The organism is Mycobacterium sp. NPDC051804, assembly GCF_044452905.1.
Classification (GTDB): domain Bacteria; phylum Actinomycetota; class Actinomycetes; order Mycobacteriales; family Mycobacteriaceae; genus Mycobacterium.
Genome location: NZ_JBITCD010000002.1, coordinates 770,015 through 796,749 on the forward strand (window position 1 = coordinate 770,015; position 26,735 = coordinate 796,749).

General features: G+C 63.0%; 25 protein-coding genes and 1 pseudogene. 10 read left to right on the forward strand and 16 right to left on the reverse strand.

Going from position 1 to position 26,735, the window contains the following annotated elements; all coding sequences use genetic code 11:
• Position 1: 1 nt before the first annotated feature.
• The gene (locus ACIA48_RS09445) at positions 2-511 is read right to left on the reverse strand and encodes a nuclear transport factor 2 family protein (RefSeq protein WP_396730042.1); all 510 of its coding nucleotides are present in this window, start codon (positions 509-511) and stop codon (positions 2-4) included.
• 14 nt (positions 512-525) lie between these two features.
• On the opposite strand from ACIA48_RS09445, the gene ACIA48_RS09450 reads away from it, so the two are divergent.
• Entirely contained in the window at positions 526-1,563 is a 1,038-nt protein-coding gene (locus ACIA48_RS09450; RefSeq protein WP_396730045.1) for a dihydrodipicolinate synthase family protein, read from the forward strand.
• On the opposite strand, the gene ACIA48_RS09455 is transcribed toward ACIA48_RS09450, so the two are convergent.
• The 3 genes from ACIA48_RS09455 to ACIA48_RS09465 all read right to left on the reverse strand — a co-directional run bounded on the left by ACIA48_RS09455 (position 1,560) and on the right by ACIA48_RS09465 (position 4,843).
• Positions 1,560-2,444 (reverse strand): SDR family NAD(P)-dependent oxidoreductase, encoded by an 885-nt coding sequence (locus ACIA48_RS09455; protein WP_396730047.1) that lies wholly within the window; start codon positions 2,442-2,444, stop codon positions 1,560-1,562. The two genes, ACIA48_RS09450 and ACIA48_RS09455, sit on opposite strands and share 4 nt — an antisense overlap.
• An 89-nt stretch (positions 2,445-2,533) precedes the next feature.
• Positions 2,534-3,592: a dihydrodipicolinate reductase gene (locus tag ACIA48_RS09460; RefSeq protein ID WP_396730049.1), complete on the reverse strand. Its 1,059-nt coding sequence runs from the start codon at positions 3,590-3,592 to the stop codon at positions 2,534-2,536.
• Between the two features lie 12 nt (positions 3,593-3,604).
• Positions 3,605-4,843: a cytochrome P450 gene (locus tag ACIA48_RS09465; RefSeq protein ID WP_396730051.1), complete on the reverse strand. Its 1,239-nt coding sequence runs from the start codon at positions 4,841-4,843 to the stop codon at positions 3,605-3,607.
• A 127-nt stretch (positions 4,844-4,970) separates the two neighbouring features.
• Here ACIA48_RS09465 and ACIA48_RS09470 point away from each other — a divergent pair, with 127 nt between their 5' ends.
• Positions 4,971-6,062 carry a dihydrodipicolinate synthase gene (locus ACIA48_RS09470; protein WP_396730052.1) on the forward strand — a complete coding sequence of 364 codons (1,092 nt, stop codon included), beginning with the start codon at positions 4,971-4,973 and terminating at the stop codon, positions 6,060-6,062.
• Here the strand turns inward: ACIA48_RS09470 and ACIA48_RS09475 are convergent.
• Positions 6,033-7,178 carry an ABC transporter substrate-binding protein gene (locus ACIA48_RS09475; protein ID WP_396730054.1) on the reverse strand — a complete coding sequence of 382 codons (1,146 nt, stop codon included), beginning with the start codon at positions 7,176-7,178 and terminating at the stop codon, positions 6,033-6,035. The genes ACIA48_RS09470 and ACIA48_RS09475 overlap by 30 nt on opposite strands.
• Before the next feature lie 98 nt (positions 7,179-7,276).
• Between ACIA48_RS09475 and ACIA48_RS09480 the strand changes: the two genes are divergently transcribed.
• The 6 genes from ACIA48_RS09480 (at position 7,277) to ACIA48_RS09505 (ending at position 13,971) form a co-directional block, all read left to right on the forward strand.
• Entirely contained in the window at positions 7,277-8,374 is a 1,098-nt protein-coding gene (locus ACIA48_RS09480) for a dihydrodipicolinate reductase (protein WP_396730056.1), read from the forward strand.
• Positions 8,375-8,425: 51 nt separating this feature from the next.
• Complete coding sequence (locus tag ACIA48_RS09485) at positions 8,426-9,058, forward strand: TetR/AcrR family transcriptional regulator (protein WP_396730058.1); 633 nt, start codon at positions 8,426-8,428, stop codon at positions 9,056-9,058.
• 120 nt (positions 9,059-9,178) lie between these two features.
• Entirely contained in the window at positions 9,179-9,967 is a 789-nt protein-coding gene (locus tag ACIA48_RS09490) for an SDR family oxidoreductase (RefSeq protein ID WP_396730060.1), read from the forward strand.
• Between the two features lie 31 nt (positions 9,968-9,998).
• Positions 9,999-11,450, forward strand: a complete 1,452-nt coding sequence (locus tag ACIA48_RS09495; protein ID WP_396730745.1) for an aldehyde dehydrogenase family protein — start codon at positions 9,999-10,001, stop codon at positions 11,448-11,450.
• A 29-nt stretch (positions 11,451-11,479) separates the two neighbouring features.
• Positions 11,480-12,646: an NDMA-dependent alcohol dehydrogenase gene (locus ACIA48_RS09500; protein ID WP_396730062.1), complete on the forward strand. Its 1,167-nt coding sequence runs from the start codon at positions 11,480-11,482 to the stop codon at positions 12,644-12,646.
• A 113-nt stretch (positions 12,647-12,759) separates the two neighbouring features.
• Positions 12,760-13,971 (forward strand): alpha/beta hydrolase fold domain-containing protein, encoded by a 1,212-nt coding sequence (locus ACIA48_RS09505; protein WP_396730064.1) that lies wholly within the window; start codon positions 12,760-12,762, stop codon positions 13,969-13,971.
• Positions 13,972-13,979: 8 nt separating this feature from the next.
• Here ACIA48_RS09505 and ACIA48_RS09510 read toward each other — a convergent pair whose 3' ends face one another.
• From ACIA48_RS09510 to ACIA48_RS09535, 6 genes and pseudogenes are all read right to left on the reverse strand, one after another.
• Entirely contained in the window at positions 13,980-14,807 is an 828-nt protein-coding gene (locus ACIA48_RS09510; RefSeq protein ID WP_396730066.1) for a 1-acyl-sn-glycerol-3-phosphate acyltransferase, read from the reverse strand.
• A complete protein-coding gene (locus ACIA48_RS09515; protein ID WP_396730068.1) occupies positions 14,804-16,243 on the reverse strand; it encodes a wax ester/triacylglycerol synthase family O-acyltransferase in 1,440 nt (479 codons plus the stop codon). The genes ACIA48_RS09510 and ACIA48_RS09515 overlap by 4 nt, the downstream gene beginning before the upstream one ends.
• Before the next feature lie 272 nt (positions 16,244-16,515).
• Entirely contained in the window at positions 16,516-17,472 is a 957-nt protein-coding gene (locus ACIA48_RS09520) for an LLM class flavin-dependent oxidoreductase (protein WP_396730070.1), read from the reverse strand.
• Positions 17,473-17,477: 5 nt separating this feature from the next.
• Positions 17,478-18,305: an SDR family NAD(P)-dependent oxidoreductase gene (locus tag ACIA48_RS09525; protein ID WP_396730072.1), complete on the reverse strand. Its 828-nt coding sequence runs from the start codon at positions 18,303-18,305 to the stop codon at positions 17,478-17,480.
• 1 nt (position 18,306) lies between these two features.
• The gene (locus tag ACIA48_RS09530) at positions 18,307-18,705 is read right to left on the reverse strand and encodes a nuclear transport factor 2 family protein (protein ID WP_396730074.1); all 399 of its coding nucleotides are present in this window, start codon (positions 18,703-18,705) and stop codon (positions 18,307-18,309) included.
• Positions 18,702-19,744 (reverse strand): annotated as a pseudogene (locus tag ACIA48_RS09535) (zinc-binding dehydrogenase). The gene ACIA48_RS09530 and the pseudogene ACIA48_RS09535 overlap by 4 nt, the downstream one beginning before the upstream one ends.
• A 97-nt stretch (positions 19,745-19,841) precedes the next feature.
• Between ACIA48_RS09535 and ACIA48_RS09540 the strand changes: the two are divergent.
• Positions 19,842-20,711 carry a helix-turn-helix domain-containing protein gene (locus ACIA48_RS09540; RefSeq protein WP_396730076.1) on the forward strand — a complete coding sequence of 290 codons (870 nt, stop codon included), beginning with the start codon at positions 19,842-19,844 and terminating at the stop codon, positions 20,709-20,711.
• Here the strand turns inward: ACIA48_RS09540 and ACIA48_RS09545 are convergent, their stop codons facing one another.
• From ACIA48_RS09545 to ACIA48_RS09555, 3 genes are read right to left on the reverse strand one after another with little or no spacing between them, the layout of a single operon-like run.
• Entirely contained in the window at positions 20,712-22,250 is a 1,539-nt protein-coding gene (locus tag ACIA48_RS09545) for an FAD-binding protein (protein ID WP_396730078.1), read from the reverse strand.
• Positions 22,247-23,125 (reverse strand): SDR family NAD(P)-dependent oxidoreductase, encoded by an 879-nt coding sequence (locus ACIA48_RS09550; protein ID WP_396730080.1) that lies wholly within the window; start codon positions 23,123-23,125, stop codon positions 22,247-22,249. The genes ACIA48_RS09545 and ACIA48_RS09550 overlap by 4 nt, the downstream gene beginning before the upstream one ends.
• 40 nt (positions 23,126-23,165) lie before the next feature.
• Positions 23,166-23,537: a MerR family transcriptional regulator gene (locus ACIA48_RS09555; protein ID WP_396730081.1), complete on the reverse strand. Its 372-nt coding sequence runs from the start codon at positions 23,535-23,537 to the stop codon at positions 23,166-23,168.
• Between the two features lie 171 nt (positions 23,538-23,708).
• On the opposite strand from ACIA48_RS09555, the gene ACIA48_RS09560 reads away from it, so the two are divergent.
• Entirely contained in the window at positions 23,709-24,431 is a 723-nt protein-coding gene (locus ACIA48_RS09560; RefSeq protein WP_396730083.1) for a PAS and ANTAR domain-containing protein, read from the forward strand.
• Here the strand turns inward: ACIA48_RS09560 and ACIA48_RS09565 are convergent.
• Positions 24,428-25,774 (reverse strand): APC family permease, encoded by a 1,347-nt coding sequence (locus tag ACIA48_RS09565; protein ID WP_396730085.1) that lies wholly within the window; start codon positions 25,772-25,774, stop codon positions 24,428-24,430. The two genes, ACIA48_RS09560 and ACIA48_RS09565, sit on opposite strands and share 4 nt — an antisense overlap.
• Before the next feature lie 36 nt (positions 25,775-25,810).
• Positions 25,811-26,695, reverse strand: coding sequence for a helix-turn-helix domain-containing protein (locus ACIA48_RS09570; RefSeq protein WP_396730087.1), 885 nt, complete (start codon positions 26,693-26,695; stop codon positions 25,811-25,813).
• Positions 26,696-26,735 lie beyond the last annotated feature (40 nt).

The window sequence follows — 26,735 nt, forward strand, 5'->3', positions numbered from 1 at the left end:
TTCAGCTGCCCACCTCCCGGTACTCGACAGCATCGGTGACAACGATTCGCTCGGAGATGAGCCAGCGGCCGCTACCGCGGACGTAGCGGTCGTGATAGCGAATGAACATCACGTAGTCGTCTCCGGATCGTGGCTCCGCTGAGCTGAAATGATGCGCCACGCTATAGACCTCGCCCACGGCAGTTTCATGCGCAAATTCATAAAGACCCTGCCCGACCAGATGAAACGTCCTAGGCCAGTGGCTTACTGCCTTGATGAGCTTCGCCAACTCCGCGTGGCCCGACAGCACCATGTGATTTCGACCGGGCGGTCGTGCCCGCAGCACGGCATCCGGGTGGAATACGGCGAGGGCAGAACGGAGGTCCCGCTGGTCCAACGCGGCAGCGTATCTATAGGACAGCGTGGCGAGGTCCGGGTGTGGGCGGGAAGCCAAAATGTCCATCAGTCCGGGATACTCGAAAACAAATGCTCTCGCATGAGAGAATAATAATTCTCGCTCGTTGCCGGACACCACCGGAGGTTGACATGGCCAGAGCTCGTGAGGCACGGGACTGGGCCCATACCGTGCTCAACCGCCCCTTGATCGGCGAGTCTCCGTACACACCGTTCCGCGGCCCCGACGGCGAAGCGCTCGATCTCGATGCCTACCGAAGTCTGATAACTCACATCGTCGACGGGCTCGAGAGAAGATTGCTCTTCCTGACGAGTGGCAACGGCGAATTCTGGTCGCTGACGCTGGACGAGCGAAAGCTGCTGCTGGAAGTCGGGATCGAGGTGGCGCGCGGGATCGCGCCCGACACGATTATCCAGACGTGCACGTCCAGCATCACCGTCCAGGACACGGTCGAATTGACCCAGCATGCGCAGGCCAACGGCGCCGATGTCTGCTACATCCAGACCCCGATGATGGAGACCCACGGGGGTCCAGGAACACTTGCCTTCCTGAAGTACGTCGCCGACCGAACCGATATCGCGCTGGGAATCTTGAACTCGCCGTCGTCGGGCTACGTGTTGACCCCCGCGGATCTCGCGCTCATCCATGACGCTGTACCGGCGGTGTGTGCGGTCAAGGCTGGCGGCATGGCGCCGTGGCACACTAAGCAGACTCGGGCGCTGGCACCAGAATTCGTCGTATGGGAGACAGATCCGATCGCGTATGCAGCAGGGTGGTTACGTCGGGGCCTGACCTCGAGAGTTCAGTTGGCAGCATCTTCCTATCTTTTCGAGACGCCCGACAACCGCCAGGTGACCCACTACTGGAATCTCATTTGGAACGACGAACTCACCGAGGCTGTCGACTTTGCCGCGAGTTCGGGCCTCGAGGACCTGCAGATGGGCCTGACCGCATATCTGACCACCGCGCCGGATCGGCCGGGATACTTCACGCACTGGGGTGGCGCGTTCAAGGCCGCGGCGGCGATGCTTGGCCTGCCCGTCGGCGAGTACTCCGATTCACGCCCGCCACAGCAGGCGATCACCGCGGACGTCCGCTCGGGTATCCGAATGGTCTACGAGGATTCGAGCCTGGCTGACGAACTGGTTGTGCAGTCACAGCTCGTCTAGTCCGGGAAGCCCAGACCCATCTCGTCGTAGAGTGATCCCGGCACCACGAGCCCTGTGGTGTCAGTGATCTCGGGCAAATGGGCCGCGACGGCCTCGGCGGTGAGAGTTCCGTCGGGCGCCCGCCAACCCGGCGTGACGCCGATCTGCAGTGCACCTACGCGGCCGTGAAACGCACTCAGCACCAGTCGAGTCGCTGTGCATGCTTCGCTGGCCAGGTAGGCGACTACCGGTGCCACCTGATCCTTTCGAAGGGTGTCCAGGAACGCGCTGCCATCCTCGGTTTGCGCGGCTTCGCCCATGACTGCGTCTGCCATTCGTGTGCGCGCCATCGGCATGATGGCGTTGGCCGCAATTCCGCAGTCGGCACCCTCGAGAGCGACGATCTTCATCAAGCCCAGCATGCCGGTCTTCGCTGCCGCGTAACCGAGCATCCCGTGCTGTCCAAAGACTCCGGCCGAGGACGAGACGAAAACGACCCGGCCGTAGCCCGCCTCCTTCATAACCGCGAACCCCGGTCTTATCACGTGGAATGCGGCCAAAAGATGATGTCGCAGAAGCGATTCGAAGCGCTCAGTCGGCCAGGATTCGATGTTGGTGTTGAAGGCGTTGCCCGCGTTTGCGATGATCGCGTCGAGCCGGCCGAACTCGCTCACCGCCAGCTCGACCGCTTCGCTGCCACCGGACTCCGTGCTGGCATCGGATGTACAGGCGACAGCCCGGCCGCCATTGTCACGGATAGCCGCCGCAACATCGTTGGCCGGTCCCGGATCGTGGCCGTTGCCATCGACGTCTGCGCCGTTGTCGTGCACGACGACCGCCGCACCGCGGTTGGCCAGCTCACGGCTGTACGCCTCTCCCAACCCGCGCCCTCCGCCAGTCACGATCGCTACTCGGTCTCGAAATGAAATTTGGGTCATCGCCATGGTTCCCTTGCTTGTCAAATCAGTAATCGCCTGTGCCGCCGTCGATGTCAGACATATTTTGGAGATCCTGGTCGGGGCCCGGCGAACGGTGCGATCGTAGATAGGTCATAGAGGCCGGGTTCGGCGGCAATCACCGTTGGTATCGCGTTGATTGCATGCATAGCAGTCGCCAGACAACCCTGCTCGGCGTGATCTTCCTCGCTGGAGCCGATCTCGAGGTGAAGCTTCAGATTCGGTTCACCCTCCAACGTCACCTCGTATCCGATCTCGGTCGGCCAGTCCGGAACCAGATCGTCGGCCATACGGGTGAGGTGTTCGACGGAGATGATGGTGTCACCGCAATCCACGACTACACCGAAGCGCATAGCGCCCACGGTGTGCGCAGGTATCTCGCCGGCAGCGACAGTCAGCGCCCGCGGTGTCGTCGCCACCTCGCGGAAGCCTTTCACCGAACGGATCTCCAGCCCAAGCGATTGCGCGAGCACGGTCGCACTGCCAATCCATGCGCTCGCCGCGTATTCGGTGTTGGTCAGTAGCGGGGTGGTGTCCTCGGGCAAATGGCCAAAGCCCATCGCGTTGAAGATGAGATCGTGGCTGGCGTAAGTGGAGTAATTGAGCACTTCCCGCACCGAGATCCGACTCGAGCTCTGCGTCAACCGCGACAGAATCGGCACCAGAGACTCACCGAAGAAACCTGGGTACAGGCCCAAGCCAAGGAACGATGAACTGCCCGTGCGACAAGCCTGTTCGATGTCGTCGGCCAGTGACTCGTGCAACGACCTGGGATGAATGAACCGGCTTCCGGTCGCCACCACATTCTTGCCAGAGGCCAATAGATCGCAGACATCGGCGAAGCACCCTTCGGTGTCGATCTCCACTTTGCCCATGTAGAGGACGATCTCGGCGTCAGTGCCGATGACCGCGTCACGGTCATCGGTCGTGAGCACTCCCGTTTCGCTGAGACCGCACAGCACCCCGGCGTCGACGCCGGCCTTGACAGAGTCGTAGACACGTACGCCGACAAGGTCAAGGTCCGCGCGGCCGATCACGTTTCGGAGTGACAACATCCCGGTAACACCGGTGGCCCACTGAATCACTCGCGTCATCGCCGGCCCACCTCAGTCCCAGACCACGTCGAGACGCGGCGGTGAACGGAACATCGTGCCGGTTACGTACGGTGGCGACGCGTTGGGGTCCAAACGCAGGCCCGGCAGTTCGTCAAACAATGCGTTGAAGATTTTGCTGCTTTCCAACCGTGCCAGATGCATTCCGAGGCAGACGTGCGCACCGTGGGCAAAACCGATGTGTGACTTACGTTCTCGAAAGATATCGAACTTCTCCGGATCGTCCCAGCGGGTTTCGTCGTGGTTGGCGCTACCCAGGCTGAGCATCATCGTCGCCCCTTTCGGCACCGCAACTCCCCCGATCGCCGTGTCGCAGGTGACCTCTCGCATGAAATTCAGCAGCGGGGTTTCCCAGCGGATACCCTCCTCGATCGCCTGCGGCAACAGGCTGCGATCCGCACGCACGGCATCGAGTTGGTCGGGGTGTGTCAGCAGCCCGAAGGCGAGACTGGCCGTCGACCGTGATGTGGTTTCCGCGCCCGCAGGCAGAAGATTCCGCATGAAGCCATAAATCTGCTCGTCGGTCATCTTGACGCCGTTGACCTCAGAGGCGGCCAAGATCGACACCATATCGTCCCTCGGGTCCCTACGTCGGTCGGCCAGAATCCCGATGAAGTACCTCTTCATCTCGGCCGACGCGCGCATCGCGCAGTCCATGTCCCCGCGGAAGCCCAACAGGTCGATGGCCAGGCGATGGAACCAGAGGACGTCGGAATCCGGAAGACCCAGCAGCGCGGCGATCACCCGAACCGGTATGGGCATGAACACCTTGTCGACGAGATCGACCTTCTTGGCGTCTTTGAATTTCGCGATGGTTTGGTCCACCAGCGGACCGACCAGTTCGGCGTCCCACCGCTTCATCGATGAACGGGCGAATGCGAACTCGTGCAACTTGCGATAGACCGCATGTTCCGGTTCCTGCATCTCCAGGATCGTCGGGCCCTGCAGCGGCCGCACAACGTCCTCGTAGCAGCGCGTGCTGAACGTGCTGTTGTCGGTGAAGATCGCCTTGACAGTGTCAAACGTGTAAGCGGTGAACGTCGGCGGCCCGTCGCCCGAGTTGCCGACAATCCCCATTTCGGGCCAACCGGCGTGCACTGCCGCTTTCTCCCGGAGCTCTTTGAGCATCGGATATGGCGACGCGTCACCGTCGGCACCCATTCCCGCGTTGAACTTGTCCTGCGCTTCCCGGATGCTCTGTTCAAGTTCCTCAACGGTCGCCGGCTCGGCCATCTGACGGCTCCTCCACTGGTGGATATCATCGAACAACCTACAGGTTGATGGTTGAAAACCTACATGATGTAGGTTGAGCGGAACCAACAACCGTGGTAGCCGCGAAAATGCAACCAGGAGCGTTCGATTGGTAACTCGTGTGGCGCAGTGGGCAACAGGCGCGGTCGGAACCCCCGCGCTGGCGGAACTGATCGAGAATCCCGACTTCGAACTGGTCGGCGTCCTCGTGTACGACCCGGCGAAGTCCGGCCAGGATGCAGGCGCCCTATGCGGCCTGCCCCCCACCGGCGTGCTGGCGACCACAGACAAAGAGGAAATCCTCGCGCTACGGCCCGACGTGGTCATTCACACGGCGAGCAAAGCACACGCCATTGAAACCAATGCGGAGGACATCTGCCGATTGCTCGAGTCGGGAATCAACGTAATCACCACGACCTCGTACAACCATCTGCCCACCTGCGGAGCCGAGACCGAAGCCGCGTTCGTCGAAGCGTGCCGCGCGGGCAGGTCCCGATTCCACGCCGCGGGTGAGAACCCAGGCTTCATGTTCGAGCGTCTCGTCGCCACCGTCACGGCGCTGTCCAAGACGGTCGACCGTATCGATCTGTACGAGGCCACTGACGTGTCAGCCGTCGATAGCAGGCCCATGCTCATCGACCTCATGGGCATGGGCCGCCCGCCCGAGGACGTCAACGCCGATTCGCCTATCGTCAGGAAGCTCGACCTCGCTTATCGGCAGGCGCTCAACGCCACCGCGGATGTTCTGGGTATCACGCTTTCGCATATCGACGTGTCCGTGGACGCCACGACACTTCCCTACGACATCGAAGTGCGCGCAGGCACTATCGAAGCGGGAATGGTTGTTGGACAGAGGTTCTCGTGGGTCGGCAACTGGTCCGGTCGACCACTGCTCGCAATCCACGAGGAATGGGTGCTGACGCGCGACCTCCCGCAGTGGGGGCTGAAGCCCCTCGCGCCGGGCGAGAAGGCGCCGCTGATCCGGGCCGTCATCAAGGGCAGGCCGAGCTTCGAACTGCAACTGGACGTCGGGTTTGACGACAAGCCAGCCGATGGCACGCACGCGCAGCCTGGTCATCTCATGATCGCGATGGGCGCGATACGCGCAGTCCCCGACGTCCTCTCCTCAGCGCCGGGGGTCGTTGCCGCGCCGGTGTTCGGTGCGATCCAACTAGCCGGTGCCGACGCCTACCGCCAGTGAGATGTGCTCACTTGGAGCTGAGTGAAACACGTGTGCACTGCCGTCGGGCAGGACCCTGCGCGCGACCAGATAGTCCGAACCCAGCCAGCCCTGCCGGATGAACCGGCCGAAGCGCAGGAAGGTGCCTGGCGCTCCGCTGGCCGACGGTACGAGCTTCACCTGTTCGATGCCGTTCTTGACTCCCTCTCCGGTCAATGGCCGCGCAGCGGAAAGACCGCGAACGATGACCGTGCCGACGTCGTAGGCGAGCCCGGGCATCGAGTGGCCCGGCCGGCGGCCGTAGCGCGCCTCGAACCGATCCAGGAACGCCTGACCAACCGCGTTGCGCTCGTCGTAGCTGTCAAGCCCGATCCACCCGCGCAATTGGTGCATCCAGTCAGCATTGATATGCGCCATCTCGAACGCGGTGGTGGTGTAACGAGGCGGGTCCCAGTCCGCCGCCAGCAGTGCATCAGAGAAGCCCCAGAGTCCGTGACCGAACCCGACGTGCACAAGGGCGTCGGCGTCAGCTGCACGGAGCTCCTCCACCGCCGCGGCCTTTTCAGCCTCGACCTGCGGAATGGCCACAGTGGTGACGACTCTCAGACCCGCAGCCGAATAGGCCTTCTCAGCGAAGGCCAGATACTCCTTGCCGATCAGCGACGCTTCATAAGCGATCGCGATCCGGGATCGGCCGTCACCGATCATCACCGCGGCCAACATCACAGGTTCCTCGGGCATCGATCCGTTGTTGAGGGCGAAGGTCCATTCACCCAGGGCACCCTCCGAGCCCGACAGGATGATGTTCGGAACCTTGCCCACGCGATCGGCACGGGCGGTCAAGGGAACCGCGTTGTCCGACACGTAGGGCCCGAATATCACCAGACACCCTTCAGAAACCAACTCGTCATAACCCCGCTCGACGGCGTGGTAGGTGCCGTTCGGCAGACCGATCACGTTTCGCTCGATCAGCTCGATCGGCCGGTCGACCAGTCCCGAGGCGACGGCCTCGTCGAACACCAGCCGCAGCGTGTCGACCGTATCGTTCTGGGTATCGCCAAAGGTCGGATAGTCATTGAGCAAGCCGACTTTCAGCGGTGCCACTGAACCGTATGCGCGAACCTCGTCGTCTGCCATGGTTGCAACATACAACATGAAGGTTTTCCCTCAGGTCCGGAAATTGCCGTTTACGAGATTGCATATGCGGATTACCGCGCATTGATAGCGTCGTCGACATGACTGCTGAAGCACGTACCCAGAAGTACCGAGTCATACAGTGGGGTATAGGCAATGTTGGCACGCTCGCGCTTCGTCATTTCGCCCACAACCCTGTCTACGAAGTCATCGGGGTGCTGTGCAACCGCCCGGAAAAGGTGGGCAAGGACGCCGGTGAATTGGTCGGTGTCGCACCCATCGGCGTGCTCGCGACGACCGATAAGGAAGCGCTGGACGCGCTGGACGCAGACTGCGTCTTCTACGCGCCACTGTGGTCGGATGTCGACGAGATATGCCGGCTGTTGCGCGGTGGCAAGAACGTCGTCGCTTCTGGAGGCGCCTGGTGGTACCGCACCGAGACCAACGCCGCGGATATCGACAAGATCGAGGCCGCGTGCGCCGAGGGCGGGACGTCGTTCCATGGGGGTGGCATACATCCGGGATACGCGGCGGACCTACTCGTCCTTACGCTAGGCCGCATCGTCAGCCGCATCGACCACATCCACATCTACGAGGTCGTGAACTTCAACAAGGACACCCTGAAGTACCTCGACGAGATGGGATTCGGAAAGTCCCGCGAGGAGTTCGAGGCGCAAAACCTGTTCTCGAGCGCGTGGTCGTTGTTCGCGCAATCGCTGACCATGGTGGTGGAGGGCATCGGCAAGACTGTCGACAAGTTCACCACCGACGTTCAGGTGGGGCTTGCTACGCGCGACATCCCGTACGAGGGCACGGAACAGATGGACATGCCGGGCTTGAGGGGCGTCATCAAGGAGGGCACTGTGGCCTCCCAACATCACGAGTGGACGGCATGGGTAGATGGCAAGCCGTTCATGACGCTCCACGAGCTGTACTCATTCGTCGAACATGACGCAATAGACCCCAGACCCGAATCGGATGCCTACTACCACTATCGGATCGTGATCGAAGGCGATCCATCGACGGAGCTGATACTTCGCGGGCTGGCCGACGATGACGGCGATCACGGCAATCCGGGCTACTCGTGGACGGCGATGGAACCCGTCAACTCCATTCCCGCCGTATGCGATGCTCCGCCGGGTTTCATCACCCACAAGGAACTTGGACTGATGCCGTTACGGGGGCTCATTCGGAGCTAGAGTGCACCACCGGTTGCAACCTACAAGATGAATGTTGCTAGGATTCAGTGCATGGCGCAGCGGGGGGGCACGGACGTCGAGCGCAGGTCCCGCGGAGACCAGACCCGACGAGATCTCGTCGACGCCGGCCGCGCGCTGTTTGTGGACAAGGGCTACTTCGGCACCAGCATCGGGGATCTCGTCACCGTCTCAGGTGTCGGTACCCGGGGAGCGTTCTATCACCACTTCAAAGACAAGGCCGAATTGTTTCGCGCGGTGTTCGAGGAGGTCGAGCGCGACCTCACGCTGCGTTCACTGGCATCACCACCACGAGGGGATGACCCGTGGGACCGCCTTTCCGCGGGGATGCGTGGCTTTCTGGAGTCCGCACTCGAACCCGAGGTGCAGCGCGTGATGCTGATAGACGGCCCGGTGGTCCTGGGCTGGCGGACGCTGCGCTCCATCGAGGAGGGCAACAGCATCGCCTTGATCAACGAGATGGTGGCTGAGGCTATCGCGGAAGGCGTTATCGACGACCACCCGGTCGGCGAGTTGACCCACCTCCTGGTGGCGGCGGTCGAGGAGGCCGCCCTCCTGGTCGCGCATGCTGACAAGCCCGCGAAGGCGCAAGCCAGGGCAGCCAGGGTCCTCGACCGCCTACTGCTCAGCTTCGCGGTGGAGCCGCGAAAAGTACTGCGACGATAGTGTTCTGCGCTGCGCCGTGGTTCCGCGGCGACTGTGTGTAAACGGGTGTTTCCACTAATCGAATATGATGCTTCTACCGAGCTGATAATGTTGCTCTCGCCTTCTGCTCAAGGAGATTCAATGTCTGACGCTATGCCGCTGAGAGTTGCCGTCGTCGGTGCCTCTGCGGGGTTGGGTCGGTGCATCGGCATCGGGCTGGCCGCGATGGGCGTCCGGGTTGCCTTTCTGGCCCGCCGACGTGACCGGCTGGTGAATGCGGCAGAAGCGGCGGGCGCTGGCGCACTTCCAGTTGCATGCGATGTCACCGACGGAACAGCCTGCCGCGATGCGATCGCCGAAGTCGCCGATGCGTTCGGTGGCCTTGATGCGCTGGTGTATACGACCGGTGTGGGTTTGCTCGCTCCCCTCACCGATGTCACCGACGAGCAGTGGGCGACATTGTTCGCCACCAACGTGACAGGCGCATCCCTGATCACTGCCGCCGCCGCACCTCACCTGGCCGCCGCCGCGGGTTCAGCCATATACCTGTCCTCACTGAGCGCCTCATACTCGTCGCCGTGGCCATTACTAGGCGCCTACGCGGTATCGAAGGCAGCGCTGGACAAGCTCGTCGAGGCATGGCGCATCGAGCATCCGAACATCGGCTTCACCCGGCTCGCGGTCGGCGATTGCTTCGGCGGTGAAGGCGATTCGCAGACCGAGTTCAACAGGACCTGGGATCCGACGGCGATGGACAACGCGATCCGCTACTGGATGGACAACGGTTATATGAAGGGCGGGCTCGTCGAGGCCGACCACCTGGTGGGCGTCGTGCACTCCGTACTTCGTTGCGGCAGCAGCAGCTTCATCCCTTATCTGACCCTGGCTCCCCGGCCCTCGGATGCCGTGGCCGAACTTCGACAATGGTGAAGGACATCTGACAGTGGCACACGAATCCCGCATGCTCATCGACGGCAAGCTCGTCGAATCCGAAACGGGTCGTCAGTTCGACAACATCAACCCGGCTACGGAGGCGGTCCTGGGCGGCGTCGCCGACGGCACCCGTGCAGACATGGAACGCGCGGTAGCAGCCGCCCGGCATGCGTTCGACAACACCGACTGGGCGCGGAATCCAGATCTTCGAGCGAACGGTCTCCGGCAGCTGCAAGCCGGGCTGCAGGCCGAGCGCGAAGATCTCCGCAGTGAGCTGATCGCCGAAGTGGGTTGCCCGCTGCTGACGACGTTTGGACCCCAACTGGACGTGCCGCTCACCGAGGCCCTCACCTGGCCGGCCGACATGATCAGCGAATTCTCCTGGAAGCGTTCTCTCCCAGACAAGGACGCCTTCGGAATGGGCATGCCCGCTGCCCGGGAGGTCTGGAAGGAGCCATTGGGCGTCGTCGGTGTCATCGTGCCGTGGAACTTTCCGGTGGAGATCACGCTCAACAAGATCGGCCCCATTCTCGCTATGGGCAATACATGCGTGATCAAGCCAGCCCCGGACACGCCTTGGAACGCCACCCGCATCGGCCGGATCATCGCCGAGCACACGGACATCCCACCCGGTGTCATCAACATCGTCACATCGTCGGATCACCTTGTCGGCGAGGTGCTGTCGACATCTCCCCTGGTCGACATGGTGGCCTTCACAGGGTCGACCGCAACTGGACGAACAATCATGAAGGCCGCGGCCGACACTGTGAAAAAGACGTTTCTCGAATTGGGCGGCAAGTCGGTCTACCTCGTGCTCGACGAGGACGGTGACATCAGCGGCACCGTCGCCGGGGCCGCCTTCATCTCAATGCACGCCGCCCAGGGCTGTGCGATGCCCACTCGGCTGTTGGTGCCTCGGTCGCGTTACGACGAGGCTGTGGAAATCGTCAAGACCGCAATGGAGAAGAACAAATACGGCGACCCCACTGATGCCTCGGTGCTCCAAGGCCCGCAGATTTCGAAACGGCAGCAAGAGCGGGTCCTCGGCTACATCGAGACGGGCAAGTCCGAGGGTGCCCGCCTGATCACAGGCGGCGGCATACCGAAGGACACACCCAGAGGCTTCTTTGTCGAGCCGACGGTGTTCGCCGACGTCGACAATCGCATGACGATCGCCCAGGAAGAGATCTTCGGCCCTGTACTGCCTGTCATCGCATTTGATGGTGACGATGACGCGGTGCGTCTGGCCAACGACTCCATTTACGGACTTTCGGGCGTGCTGCACTGCAAAGACCTCGAAAGGGCCAAATCGGTTGCCTCTCGGATCCGAACCGGGACGCTGGGCATCAACGGCGGACTCTGGTATGGCGCCGACGCGCCATTCGGTGGCTATAAGCAATCCGGTACCGGACGCCAATGCGGCATCGAGGGTCTCGAGATCTTCACCGAAACCAAAACAGTTGGCTGGCCGGCGTCCTAGCCGACCGCGACCGCAACGAGGGAGCACAAATGAAATCCAAAGCGGCCGTGTTGCGCGGTGTAGGTATCGACTGGGAAGTCACGGAGGTCGAACTCGACCCGCCCCGTGCGGGCGAGGTGCTGGTCAAAATGGCGTATGCCGGCATCTGTCACTCCGACGAGCACTTCTACACCGGGGACAGCGTGCCGAGCAAGGATATGGAGGACATGATGCGCGCGGCGGGCGTGACGGTGCCGGAATGGTTCCCCATGCTCGGCGGACACGAAGGCTCCGGCGTCATCGAGGAGGTCGGTCCGGAGGTCAAGACCCTCAAACCCGGCGATCACGTTGCCATCTCGTTCTTCCCCTCGTGTGGAAACTGCCGTTTCTGCGTCACGGGTCACACCTATCTCTGTGATATCGGAGCCGATATCCACAGCAAGGAGATGACCACCGACGGCACGCGCAGGCGTCATCTCGGCGACGAAGACCTGATGGCGATGATGCAGGTTGGCACCTTTTCCGAGTACGTCGTCGCCTCCGAACGGTCGCTCGTGAAAATCAACGATTGGATTCCCCTGGAGGCGGCTTCGCTTGTGTCATGCGGTGTGACAACAGGATTCGGTTCGGGATCGGTGGCGGCAGGTACGCAGGCCGGGGACACGGTCGTCGTCGTAGGCGTCGGTGGCATCGGGATGAACGCAGTCCAAGGCGCTAGAGCGGCCGGAGCCAAGACCATCGTGGCGGTCGATCCCAACGAGTTCAAACGCGACATCGCGCCGTCCTTCGGCGCCACGCATACCGCGATCGACGCGGGCGCGGCTATCGAGCTAGTCAAGGAAATCACATGGGGCGTCATGGCGGACCGTGTCGTGCTCACACCCGGTGTAGTGCCGCCCGATCTCATCATGGTCGCGATGATGTTGCTTCGCAAAGGCGGCACCTGCGTGCTCACCGGTATGGGAAAGGTGACCGACATGATGGTGCCGCTGATCATGGGCGACATGGTGAGCTCGTGTAAGACGCTCAAGGGGGTCCTCTACGGCGAAATGAATCCGCGCGAAGCGATGCCGAGGCTTTTGTCGATGTATGAAGCGGGGACACTGAAACTCGATGAGTTGGTCACTCAAAAGTACAAACTCGACGACATCAACGAGGGCATGAAGGATCTTCGTGCCGGCAAGAACATTCGAGGCGTCATCGCATTCGATGAGTGAGCGCCGAGACATACTGCGCCGAATATCCGGATCGTTTCTGCGCGTTCGGAATTCATAGCTTCTGGTAATTCAGATTTCCCGCCCGCCGGTAGCCCGTGGCGGTACCGTAGGTCATGACATCACGCGCGGACCACCAGCGCCGCCGATCGACTCCGTGTTCTCACGCGCGACGGCTCTCGCAATTGGGTCCCACAGATCTACTGCTGGCGACGAGTGCGGCCGCGGCATCGTTGCCTTTGGTCGGACGACACTTACAACGGGCAGGATCATTTGCCGCGATGGGCGTATGGGGCATGCAGTACGCGGACGATTTCGTTGCCGCAGCACGCCGACGTGTGTCGCCCAGCAGCGCCCACGTACGCCAACACGAACGAAACATGACGAAGACGGCCGCATTAGCGGCGCTACAAGATTTCGTGCCCCCGTCTGATCTTGCAACCGACTGGCCCGCGCCAGACCAGCTGCCTCCGCTACTAAGAGCATCCGCACACCGCCGCGCGGTGTACCGGAGTTCGGTGCGGTATGGCCGCCTACCGTCACAGGTACTAGACGTCTGGCGCGCAGCGCATCTCCCGAATGAACCGGCCCCAGTAGTTGTCTTCGTACCTGGCGGCGGATGGATTCACGGCAGTCGGCGCATGCAGGGGTATGCGCTGATGGCGCATCTCGCTTCGCAAGGATGGGTGTGCCTGTCCATCGACTACCGCGTTGCTCCACATAGTCGGTGGCCGGCACACCTCACAGACGTCAAGACGGCGGTGGCGTGGGCACGCGAGCACGCCCATGAATTCGGCGGCGACCAGAATTTCGTTGCAGTCGCGGGATGCTCAGCCGGTGCACACCTCGCGGCCTTAACCGGCCTGACGGCCAACGATGCCCTGATGCAGTCGGAACTTCCGGTGGATTCGGACACCGCCGTCGACGCCGTGGTCGCCCTCTACGGGCGATACGACTGGGAAGACCGCTCGACTCCGGAAAGACTGCGATTCATGGACTTTCTGGAACGTGTCGTCGTGGCCCGCACGGCAGCTCGCTACCCCGAGGTCTTCCGTCAAGCCTCGCCGATCGCACAGGTGCATCGTGGCGCACCTCCGTTCTTTGTGATTCACGGCACGGCTGACTGGATCATCCCCGTCGACCAGGCTCAAAGTTTTGTCGAACGATTGCGCGCGGTGTCGGACTCCTCGGTTTGCTATCTGGAACTGCCAGGTGCAGGTCACGGATTCGATCTCGTCGACGGACCGCGCACCGGTTCGACCATGACCTCGGTCGCACTCTTCCTGAATCACGTGCGCCGCAACAGCCTTCTCGTCAAGGCTGTGTGATCCCGAAATCAGCCAATCAGCGGAAGTCGGCGTTGACTCGCCAAATCGTCAAGCGCATTCTGCATCACAGTACGCACGTGGGCATCCACGGCATCCACATCCGGGTCGTGGCCGAACTGTTCCGCCAGGTCGATCGGCGGCAAGACTTGGAAGATGATCTTCGATGGCAGCGGTACATTGGGCGGCACCATCGCGGAAAGCCCGAACGGAATGCCCAATGACAGCGGAATGATCTTGACGCGCATCAACTTCTCGACCCCGAGAGCCCTCGCCAACCAACTTCCGCGCGAAAGAAACAATTGAGTCTCCTGACCACCGATCCCCACTGCGGGCACGATGGGAACTCCGGCCTTGAGCGCCGCCTTCACATATCCCTTACGCCCCGCGAAGTCGATGCAGTTGGCGTCACGAGTCGGCCGGAACGCGTCGTAATCCCCGCCGGGAAACACGATGACCAGCCCCCCAGATCGCAACGCTTGCTCAGCATTGTCATGACCGGCACGAATGAATCCCGCTCGCTGCAGCGGTCCAGCCTGCGGCCCGGAAAGGAGCATGTCGTGGCTCAGCGTGTACACCGGGCGGTCATAACCGAACTGTTCGTAATACGCGGATGCGAAGATGGGCACATCGAGCGCGAATACACCACCAGAATGGTTGGACACGACAAGGGCACCGCTCACCGGCAAGGTGTGTAAGCCGCGTACTTCTGTGCGGTGATAAATCTTGAGCAGTGGGCGAAGCCAGCCCATGACTCGTCTCGTAAACTCCGGATCCCACTCGGTGTGCTCGCCAAGATGCTTATCGTCGCTGCGCACAGGCACTTCCCGGTCTCTCATCCTGCAGCTATATCGGTGGCGTTGCCCGACGGTGACGATGATCTTGGCGCATCCCATGGTGGGACCAGCGCTTGTAACTCGCGAAAGCTCTCTATCATTGCGTCAGTCATCTCGTGGGGATCGTTGACAGTGATGTCGTCGGTCAGCACTGAGATGTTCAACTGATCGACGTAGCTCCAGACTGTTACGTTCATGCCGCTCGCGGCCGCCAGCGGGCCGACCGAGTAAATCTCGGTGATCTCCGCGCCGTCGACCGTCCTGGCTTCACGCGGTCCGGGTACGTTCGAGACGGTCAAATTCATCACTGTCCCAGAATTGAGCCGGCGAGACTGCCAACGAAACATAGCAGGTGCCATCGGGGGCGGAAGATATTCCAACCACGAAGCAAGTAGCGTCGGCCCGCTGAGGCGAAAATTCTCCTTGGCATTGCGACTCGCCTGCGCTGTGAACGCTAGCCGTTCGGCGGCATCCGCGATATGCACCGGCAGCGGCGGAAGCACATATCCAAATGCGTTGCCGCTGAGTCGCTCTGACGATTTATCCAGGCTGACGGGCACGCCTGCGATCAGTGGCGTGCTCGACTTACCATCGTATTCGAGCAGCAGCCCGCGAAGCGCCCCCGCCGTCATAGCCAACACGGCATCGTTGATCGTGACGCCGAGGGCCCTGCAGACGGTCTTGACATCCGGTAGCGCGAGCGAAGCTGTCGCGAAGCGCCGCTGGGTCGAGACAACATGATTGAGAAAGCTCGGTGGCGGCGTGAGCGGCCGAGTGACGCGAGGCGCACCTCGACGGCCGTGGAAGCGGACGAGGACACGCGCCACTCCGCGAGCAGTGGCCCACATGAGCTTTGGAGTTCGCGCTAGCTGTCGTAGGTGGTCAACCAGGGCGCCTCGGAGTAGTTCATACCGCCCAGGCACTACGTCTGGTTCCAGCACTCGACCGATGCGCTCCAAAGCCTCCTGCGACCGAAGCGCTGCGACGATCAAGTTGGCCGAGGCCACGCCGTCAGCGAGCGCGTGATGCATCTTGAGGATCACAGCGATTCGGTTGTCGACGAGGCCCTCTGCAACATAGAGGTGCCACAGCGGCCGATCGCGCGGGAGTTGGACGGCTGCGATCTCACCGACGAGATCATCGAGTTCGCGCTGGCCGCCTGGCGGCGAAACGAAAACCCGGCTGATGTGGTCTTCGGGCTCTGTCGGCGAATTCTCCTGCCACATCGGGTGGTGAAATTTGTAGGGGATATCGACCAACCGATAACGCATCGGTGCCAGGCCGAGCATCCGGCCTGCCATGACTCGTCTGAAAGAATCGAATGTGTAACCGTCCTTCAATTGGGATACGTCGAAGATGCCGATCTTGATGGTGTGCATGTGGATCTGCGGGGTTTCGCTGTAAACAAGTAGGGCGTCGAGTCCGTTTAGCCGCTTCACGGGCGACCGCCGCACACCGAAGGTTCACCGCGAACGACAGCACCTGCTTCTCGCGCCGAAGTGCACATCTGACCATCCAATGCCCCCACCAATGAGAACATACCCTCTCATAAAACGGGTTCGTCCATTTCCATAAATGAAATGCGGGACCATCGCGGTACCGCACGGTGGCCACCAGCCGTGCTCCGGTCGAAGTTCGGCGAAGACGGCTGATCGGAAACCGTCGGTTTCAGCATCAAAGCCAACAAGCCCGCGACCTCCGCGAGCGGCGGCTAGCCCAGTTCAGCGAAGCGCTTCAAGTACGGCCATGCCAGTTCTGGCGGCATCCCGCCGCACAACGGTGAGAGATTGATGACTGCGCCGTTGGCGACACGTTCTGCCGCCTCGTCCACCGAGAGAATCACGTGGGTCCGAGCGGACTCACGTAGTTCGTCGACCGTCTTGGCGGTCGTGATATTGGCGGACACGGTGTTGTCGGGATTCCACTCGGAGTACGCGAGCGCGTCGTGCAGTAAATACTTGCCGATCTCGTCCCAGGCCGCATCGACATCCTCGGCGACAAACACGTTGGTGGCGGTTTCCCGTTCGGGCAGCAGAATGAACCCAGGCTCGAAACCGGCGTCCCGACTAGCTTGCTCGTAGGCTTCCCGCATCCCCGGGACGACACCGTTGGCCAACAGGCCCAGACCGTTTCGGCCAGCCCGACGGGCCGCCGCCAGGCTTGCGCCACCCCACATCATCATGGGTCCACCGGACGTGCGCGGCCGGGGTGTCACCCTCATCCGACGTCCGTCGAAGTCGACGTCTTCGCCCGAGAGCAGCCGGCGCAATTGACCGAGCTTTTCGTCCGCCAGTCGCCCGCGATCGGACAACGAAAGGCCGAAGTGGTCGAACTCCTCCTGGCGATAGCCGATTCCGAACACGTAACTCGCTCGACCGGCGCTGATGTGGTCGAGTACTGCGATGTCCTCGGCGAGCCGCGCGACGTCGTAGAACGGCAGGATGATCACCAAATTCAACAACAATTGGTCTGTCCTGGCGGCGATCGCCGCTCCGAGCAGCAGCGGCGACGGCAGGTATCCGTCGTCGGCGCAATGGTGTTCACAGAGCACTGCGGCCACACACCCGCGGGTCTCCGCCCACGCCGACATGTCGCTGGCCGCTGCATAGAGATCGGTCGGCGGCGCACCGGTCGACGGTGCCCTCATGTCGAATCGCAGCGTGAACATCGGCACTAGTGTTCTCCGTCCGATCCCATGGCTTGTGCGCCGGCCTGAATGACCATCTTGACGGCATCGTTGCGGCTGAGCGTCTTGAACAGCTCGTCGGCCATCCGCATCATGTCCCCCACCATGAGCGTAGGACCGTTGGCGAGATTGTCGAACGCCTCGGCGATGACGTTCTCGGCCGGAATGGCCCCTGGCGGAACGTCGTCGAGCGAAGCGATCTGTCCGCGGCGGTACTCGAGCCGGCGTAGCGCCGGAGTGTCGGTCTTACCCAGCAGCAGACACAGCACGTCGACACCCTTGTCGCGCAGCTCGGCCCACAGCCCCTCGGTGAAGACCATGTCGAAGGCCTTGGTGCCGCCGTAGGCGACCATATTCGGTCCGCCAGCCAACGCCGCCCCGGAGCTGAAGTTGACGATGCCGCCCCGGCCGCGTTCGACCATTTCGCCGGCGTAGTGGTGACATAACCGCATCAGGACCAGACAGTTGCGTTGGACCAAGTCCTCTGCGACGGATACTGGATTCGCGAGAAACGGTTGGTAATTCGGGTCGGCGCCCGCGCAGTTCACAAGCATTCCGATGTCGAGGTCCACGGTCGCGTCGATGATCGTCTGCGCGGCATCGGGATCAGTCAGGTCGACACCGAGCGTCTTGGTCGCCGCGCCGGTGCGTTCGCCGATGCCCGCGGCCACCTCGCGCAGCACCTTCTCGCGGCGCGCGACGAGGACCACGTTCACGCCTTCGCGCGCCAGCCTCTCGGCGAACAACTCGCCGCAGCCGTCGGACGCCCCGACGACCAGCGCCCACGGTCCGTACTTGTCCGCGAACTCGCTCATCTCAGGCTGCAACCATCGCCAGTCGAACGGACGTGAATGTTCGCTTGCTGATCCGCCACCCTTCGGCGGTGCGGACCGCTTCGTCGTCGTAGTAGCCGATCGCATTCACCCCCGAGCCGTCCGGGCCGAGGATCATCGCATCGACATACGTGCGTGCTGTCGCGGCATCGCCGTCGACGGCGACCACCTGATTGCTCATGCGGTGCAGTGTGTTTGCCGCTCCCCTGTGCGCGACATCCATGAACTCGGTGACCTCTGCAGCGCCCGTCCAATGACCGACCTCGCCGTAATCCAGATCCGCGTCAGCGGTGAAAACGGTTGACAGTAGGTTGTATCGCCGGCTGTCGATCGCGGTGGCGTATCGGATCGTCATAGCGACGATCTCGTCAATGTCCGTCATGCGGTGTCTCCGTTCGGGTGTATGACGATGCGAGGAGGCCCCATAGACTTTCGCGCCTGCTCCAAGGCGTCGGGGACTTCGTCGAGGCCGATGATCTTGCCGACGCTGGGCAACGGATCGAGCTTGCCCTCGACCACGGCATCAAGCACGCCGTACCAGTCCTGCGGCAGCGGGCCGCCACCGAATTGCAGCGTCAGCCCGTTACGGGTGGCCTCTGTGATGTCGAGCGTGTCACCGGTATACCAACCGCCTGCGCAATAGATTCGAGAGTAGAACTCCGCTTCTTTGACGATCTTGTCGATGAGGCCGGACGCGCCGACGCATTCGAATACCACTGCGGAACCACCGGAACGGCGCTCGGCCCGCACCTCACGGAAGACATCGAACACCGACCGCTCAGCCGGATCCACGAGTACGTGCGCGCCGAAACTCGCCGCGGCGAGCTCCCGCCGTTCGGCTTGGTAGTCGGACACGATGATCGGCTCGATGCCGCGCGCGGACAGCGCCGCCACCGCGGACAGTCCGATCGCTCCGGAGCCGGTGACAATCGGGATCTCTCCCGATTCGATGCGCGCCGCGCGAACGTAGAACTCGCCGACCGCGAAGGCGTCGACACGGCGATCGCGTCGCTGGAGACGGAACCCGCGACGACCCTGGCTGCGGCCTCGGGCACGACGAGTAGCTCGCCGAAGCTGCCCTGGGCTTCCGGATGTTGACCGATGATCCGCAGACCGCCGGCACCGCCGTCGACCAACCGGATCGGCATCGACGTCACGCGCGAACCGATCGGGAAGGCGTCGCTGCACCCGGGCCCGTGTCCGATGACCTCGCCGACGAACTCGTGCCCCATGACGATGTCGCGGTCGGCGTCGTACAGCGACCGCCCGGTGGGGTCGTCGATGGCCAACTCGGGATGGTCCATGAAGTGAACGTCGGAGGCACAGATGGCGGTACTCAACGTCTTCAGCAGCAGATCGCCCTGACCCGGAACAGGATCGGCGGTGTCCCGGACCTCGAGTCGGCCACCGCGTAAAACCACTGCGCGCAAGAATTTCACCTGCATCTTCTCTATTATTCGAGATAGACTTCTCGAATTATTGAGATGACCGTAGAAGGAACGGAACGGGGAGTCAAGGTTGCGCGGCTCGAGTTCGGCCCCGACGGCGCGGGCTCTCGACGTGGTCGAGTTACTCAGCCTGCCCGCCAACAGACAGATGCGGTTCTCCGACGTGGTTCGGGAACTCGGGCTCTCCCAGGCCACCGCACACGCGATACTCAAGACCCTGACCGATCGCGGTTGGGTCACGCGAGACCCCATCGCCAAGACCTTCAGCCTCGGCCCCGCGCTGTCCGTCATCGCCGCACGCCTGGACATGGCACGGCCGGTGGCACATCTCGCGCGCGATGCCGCACGTCGCCTTGCCGCGACCGTCGACACCGCGACCTCTGTCATCGAGCGTGCTGGCGAGGATCTTGTCATCACGGCATTCGAACAACCGGAAGGCGGTTCGATCCCGGCATCGCCGAACGAACGCATCCCGTATACGGCCCCGTTCGGTGTCGCGTTCGCCGCGTGGGACACACCCGAGGCACAGCGATCCTGGATCCAGCGCGCGGCCGCCGATGACGCGGAGCTCACCAAGCGACTTGAAGATGTGCTCGCTGAGACCCGTGAACGCGGCTACGACATCGACTGGATGACGCCCGCACTAGCAGAGGCTGCCCACGCAATCGGTTCACTTTCCGAACACGCGCTGCCGGTCAGCATGCGATCGATCATCGATCAGTTGCGTCTCGAATTCACCTCGGCGGCACTGTCGTCCGCTGATAGTCGTCGCGCGCCACGTCCCGTCGCCACGATTTCCGCACCCGTCCTCGACAAGGCTGGCCACATCCAGCTGGTCTTGGGCCTCCACCCGGTCCGACCGATGACCATCAAAGAGATCCGCTCGGCAGCGACACCTCTGCTGCACGAGATCGCGCAACTCAGCGAGGGCACGAAGTGATCATCGTGACCGCGCCATGTGCAGTGCCGCTAGGTGACTGAACAACAGTGACGCGCCGATCGGGTTGCCGCCACCGGGATACGTCTCACCGGACACCGCGGCCATCGTGTTGCCCGCCGCGTAGAGGCCGGGGATCGGCCGGTCCTCGGCGTCGAGCACGCGCGCATCGACGTCGGTGCGCAGTCCACCCTTGGTGCCGAGATCCGAGGTTCCGAACGCCGCCGCCCGGAAGGGCGGCGTATCGATCGGCACCAGCGGCGACGCCCCGCCCGTGAATGCGCGGTCGAACGATTCCCGGCCACGGCCGAAGTCCTCGTCGTCATCGCGCTCCGCGAGTTCGTTGAATCGACGCACGGTTTCGACGAGATTGGCGGCCGGCACATCAATCTTGTCTGCCAGTTCCTCCAAGGTGTTGGCCTGCACCCACAGCCCGGCCGACTCGTACTCGGTCGTCGGTGAGAACGACACGTTGGTGGCCATCACCGGCGGTTGTTCACCGGCTCGGCTGTCGTAGACCATCCAGTACGGCGTATCGACGGTGCCGTGGCGCATCGCGCTCAAGATCTCACGGCCCAGCCGGTCGTACGCCGCCGACTCGTTGACGAACCGGTGGCCGGCCTTGTCGATGAAGATGCCGCCGGTGAAGCACAGCGCGAACGCCGCGCGACCGTTGGGATGAATGAGTCCGGGCGACCACCAGGCCTGGTCCATCAGGTCGGTGCTCGCACCGACGGCGATCGCCGCCTTGTGCGCCAGACCGGTGTTGCCGGGCGCACCCATCGTGCCCGATGCCGTTCCAGGAACACCGTATTCGGTTCGCATCTCCGAGTTCTGCTCGAAGCCGCCCGCGGCCAGCAGCACGCCACGGCGTGCCCTGATCGTGCGTCGCTCCCCCTCGCACTCGACGACCCCGCCGACGACACGGCCGTCCTCGACGACCAACTCGACGAGGCTGGTGTTCAGATACGCGGCCACGTCGGGGTTGTCGGCCATCGCCCACAGGAAACGACCGATGACGGCCCGCCCTCCGGTGAGGAAGTCGGGCTGTGGCTCGCCGAGACGTTCGTGGTCCAGCGGACCACGCACCTGTCCCTCGAACCGTCCGAGCCGCTCGCCGGGGAGCCCCTTCGAGACCGTATGGCGCAAACCGTCGTTGCGCGCACCGGGGACCGAACTGTAGTAGTCGGGCCACGGCAGGATCTTGAACGCGAAATGGTCGTCCTGCTCCAGATACTCGATCAGCCCCGCGCCGCCCCGCACGTACGTTTCCTGGAGCTCGGCCGGGGTGCGATCGCCGACAACGGCGCGGTAGTAGCGCAGCGCTTCGTCGATGGTGTCGTCGCTGCCCGCCCGAACCAGCACGGGGTTACACGGGTACCACATCCCGCCGCCGCCGGAATAAGCGAAGGTTCCACCGAACTGGTCGGTGGCCTCGACGATGGCTACCGAAAGTCCTTCGCGGGCAGCGGTGTACGCACCCGCGAGTGCGCCGGCACTGCCGGCCACCAGGACGTCGACGGTTTCATCTTCAGGGGTCACAGGTTCCTCGATCTGTTGACGAAGCGGCCCTCTCGCGGCGAGAAGAGCCATCCGCCACCGGCTTTGGTGCCGCCGTCGACGGGAATGTTGTGGCCGGTGACGAACGCCGACTGATCCGACGCCAGGAACAGCGCGACGCGGGCCTGGTCCTCCGGCAAGCCGACCCGGCCGACGGGCGCCCACGACGCCCACAGCTCGTCCACGTCCTCGTAACCGGTCAGGTAGTCGACCTGCGGCGTCTGGGCGAGGTCGGTTCCGATGCCGTTGACGCGGATGCCATGCCGGCCGAGATCCACGGCCAGGCAGGTGGTGAAGTGCGCGGCCGCGGCCTTCATCGCTCCATACACCGGGTCCTTGGGGTAGCCGCGCATGCCTTCCACTGAATGCACGGTGACAATGCTGCCGCGGTGGGCGTTCATCATCGACGGGACGAAAGCCCTTGTGACGGTGAAGACATGGCGCAGGTTGATGTCGTACTGCTGCTGCCACGACTTTGGCGTCGAATGGTGAAACGGCACCAGGGGCCGATAGTCGCCCACGTTGTTGACCAGCACATCGGCCCGGCCGTGTTCGCTGAGCACGGCGTCGGCGAACAGGGCGACATCCGCGTCAGCGGTGACATCGACGACATGGCAGCGGATCGATCCGCCGACGCTGGTCACCTCGTCACGGATGCGGTCCGCTCGTTCCCGATCGACCTCGGCGACCTCGACGAGGGCCCCGTGTAGGGCGAACAGCCGGGCAATGCCCGCGCCGATGCCGTCGCCACCGCCGGTGATGACCGCGACTCGCCCGTCGAGCAAGCGGTTCCAGTCGTCGATACGCGGGACACCGTCCGGCGAGCCGGACAGACCTACACTGTCGTCACCGGTCATGGCGACGGACTCTAGCGGCTCTCTTCGATCTCGCGATGGCCTATGGCTGCTTCGGCGTTCTCCGGCGCTTGTTCTCGGCGCGCAGCGCGTCGTTGTCACCTTCGAGGGTGACGTTCAGGTCATTGAGGGCGATGTTCTGGTCCTCCAGCGACAAGATGCGGACGATACCGGCGAGGTTGATGCCCGCGGCCACAAGCTCGCTGACGCGCTGCAGGCGAACCAGGTCATCGGCGCTGTAGCGACGGGTGCCGCCGGGGCTGCGGGTCGGTGTGACAAGTCCGTGGGTTTCATACAGCCGCAGCGACTGCTTGCTGACGCCGGACAGCTCGGCGGCCACGGAGATGCCATACACCCCGCGGTCGGCCGCGGGTGGGCCCGGGCTGTTGGCTCCGTCGTCTGTCTCGTCGGTCATCGGTATGCAAAACCTCTAGTGGTGCCGGTGGGAAATCTGTGACTACTGCCGATCAATATATGCCGACGCTGTTGCATAAGTCTAGCTGTGGGTGGTATACAAAATCTATCGCTACAGCAATAGATTATCTGCTCACCATATACAGGCAATCTACACAGCGGGAGTGACATCATGCGTGCACCCGGTGACGGCCGTGACCGCGATCCGGTCAGGAAAAGGTTCACGCGCACGCCCGCCGGACTCGGTGCAACTGAAACCCGCGTCAACGGTGCGGGCGCCGTTTCAGGGGTCGGAAGTTTCTGGTTCTGGTTCGACGATCCCCGCTGGGAATGGTCCGACGAGGTGTATCGGATGCACGGCTACGCACCCAGATCGATTGCGGTCACAACCGAGCTCGTGTCGTCGCACCAGCATCCCGAAGATCGAGATGGCTTGCAGGAACTCCTTGACCGGGTTCGAAATTCAGGCGAGTCGCATTCCGTCTGGCATCGCTTCTGCGACACGACCGGTCGAGAGCACATCGTGATCGTGGTCGTGGACCCCGTGCTCGACTCCAACGGAGTTTTGGGTGCACGCGGCCACTACATCGACGTGACCACGGCCTTGAAAGAAACCAGTCGTGACATTCTCGACGAGACTCTGCCGAAGCTCGTTGAAGCGCGCGCCGCGATCGAACAGGCGAAGGGAGCGCTGAGGCTCGTTTACGGCATGAACGACGAGCAGGCGTTCAAGCTTCTTCAGTGGCGATCGCAGGAGAACAACACGAAGCTGCGCGCGCTGGCGACCCAACTCGTGAGCGAACTCGACGCCCTGACATCGGCGACATCAGCGCTCCGTACCGAATTCGATCACCTCATCATGACTGTGCACGAGCGGGTCAACGGGGACAGCTAGCGGTCTGCACGTCGCGTTGCCGCTCGCGCCGAGAAGTAAAGCACCACACCAAGCGTCAACAGAATGGCCGCGAAGAGCCACACCTTGGCGGTTTGTTGACTGAGCAGCAGGACGCAGGACGCTACGCCGAGCACCGGCACGACCGTCCATACCCTGAAATGAGAATGCTCGACGGTGTCGCGACGCAGGACCAGCACAGCGACGTTCGTGGAGATGAAGACGATCAACAACAGCAGCACGACGGTTTCGGCGAGCGTCGACAGGTCGCCCACCAGAGTGAGGAGCATCGCCACCGCCGTCGTCGCGACAATCGCCACCCACGGCGTCCGCCGCTGCGGCAGCACGCGGCCCAGCACGCCGGGAAGTAGCCCGTGCTCGGCCATGCCGTAGGCAAGCCGGCTCGACATGATCATGGTCAACAGGGCGCCGTTGGCGACTGCGACGAGTGCGATCGCACTGAACAGCCAGTCCGGTACACCGACGCCGGACGCCGCCACGACGGACAGCAACGGACCCGATGACGCGGACAGCTCACTGGACGGCAGAGCCGTCGCACTGGCGACTCCGACCAGGCCGTAGATGACACCCGCAGTGATGAGGGCGCCGAACAGCGCCGCCGGATAGACCTTGCTCGGGTTCCGGATCTCTTCGGCGACATTGGCCGACGTCTCGAAACCGACGAACGAGTAATACGCGACGATCGCGCCGGCAAGGATCGCCAGCGCCGGCGTCGTGCCCTCGGGGAGTTCCAAAGCGCGGCCAGTGTCGCCACGACCGCCGCCGACCATGACCGCCACCGAGATGATGACAATGAGCAAACCGGTCAGCTCGACAGCCGTCATCACGACGTTGCTCTTGAGCGACTCACTGATCCCTCGGGCGTTCAGGCATGCGACGAGAGCCAAGAATCCGATAGCGGCCGGGACCGCCGGGATGTCTACGAACGTAGCGAGATAGTCGCCGGCGAAAGCCAGCGCGAGCCCGGCAGCGCTTGTTATACCGGCGGCAAGCATGGAAAAGCCGACAAGAAACGACACCATGGGCCGGCGGTACGCGCGCTCGGCGAAAACCGCTGCGCCGCCCGCCTTGGGGTACTTCGTGACGAGCTCGGCATACGATCCCGCCGTCAGCAGAGCGAGCAGCAGGGCGGCAAGCAACGGTGCCCACAACATTCCGCCGACATCCTCAGACAGCACACCCATCAAGGCGTAGATGCCCGCTCCCAGCACGTCGCCGAGAATGAACATGAACAGCAGCGGCCCGGTGATCTTTCGCTTGAGTTTGCCGTCGGGCTCGGCGTGGTCTTCAGGGGTGTGCGCTGGTGCTGTCGATTCGCTGCTCACTGCGCAAGCGTTGACGAGGCGAGGTCACTCCAAACGTCAGTTGCCCTCCTCGATCCGGCGGGCGGCATCGCGTACCGCGGTCCCGATCTTGCGAATCTCCTTGGCCGTCAGACTGCGGAACGGCGCGACGGTGATCGACTTCGCGACAACGCCTTCAACATCCTTGACGGGCGCAGAGATGGTCGCGATCTGATGATCGGAACCGGCGTCGAGTTCGTCGGGCAGATAGTCAACCAGTGCCAGATCGGCGAATGTCCCGGCCAGTCGTGCGGTGATCTCGTCGGGCTCTCCGTCTGCGGCTAGCGCGCGCAGTGCCAGGTAGACGCGGTCATATTCGCGACTGAGCCGTTCGATGACATACCCGCGCTCACGCACCTGGGCGAGCACGGCGGTCAGCCGCCTGTGGAGCTTGGGAGACGGTTCACCGATTCCGGCGAGCCACGCCTTGATGCTCGGCTCCCCCGCCCAAGCCACATAGTCGCGCCCGAACGGCGCGACCAGTGGCATGCGCAGCCCCGCCGTCACCCGCGGGGCGGTAAGCGAATCCCCCACCGAATCCGTCACCACCAGCGTCGCCGCTTCGCGGCGAGCCAGGAAGACCTGCGCGCCAACGGTTTCGGACAGGCTCTCCAGCAGCGGCCGGAATTCCCGGTCGTTGGTCGGCCGGACCAGCGCGCCGATGGCCGGACCCCACGAGTAGCTTGCCGACGGTTCGTGCCGGACGACCCAGCGGTGCTGAGCGAGAGTGGCCAGGATGGCATGACCGGTGGCGCGGCTGATGCCGAGACTGCGACAGATGTCAGCCAGCGAGAAGCTGCGCTCCGGATCGCCGGCCAACAGGTGCATCACCGCCACGACGCGTTCGGTGGGCGGAGAGGGCACTTGACGGCCGTCGCTTCCGGCGTCTACGTTCAGCGTCACAATATCGAACGGTATGTCGAATATTCGAATCACGCAAACA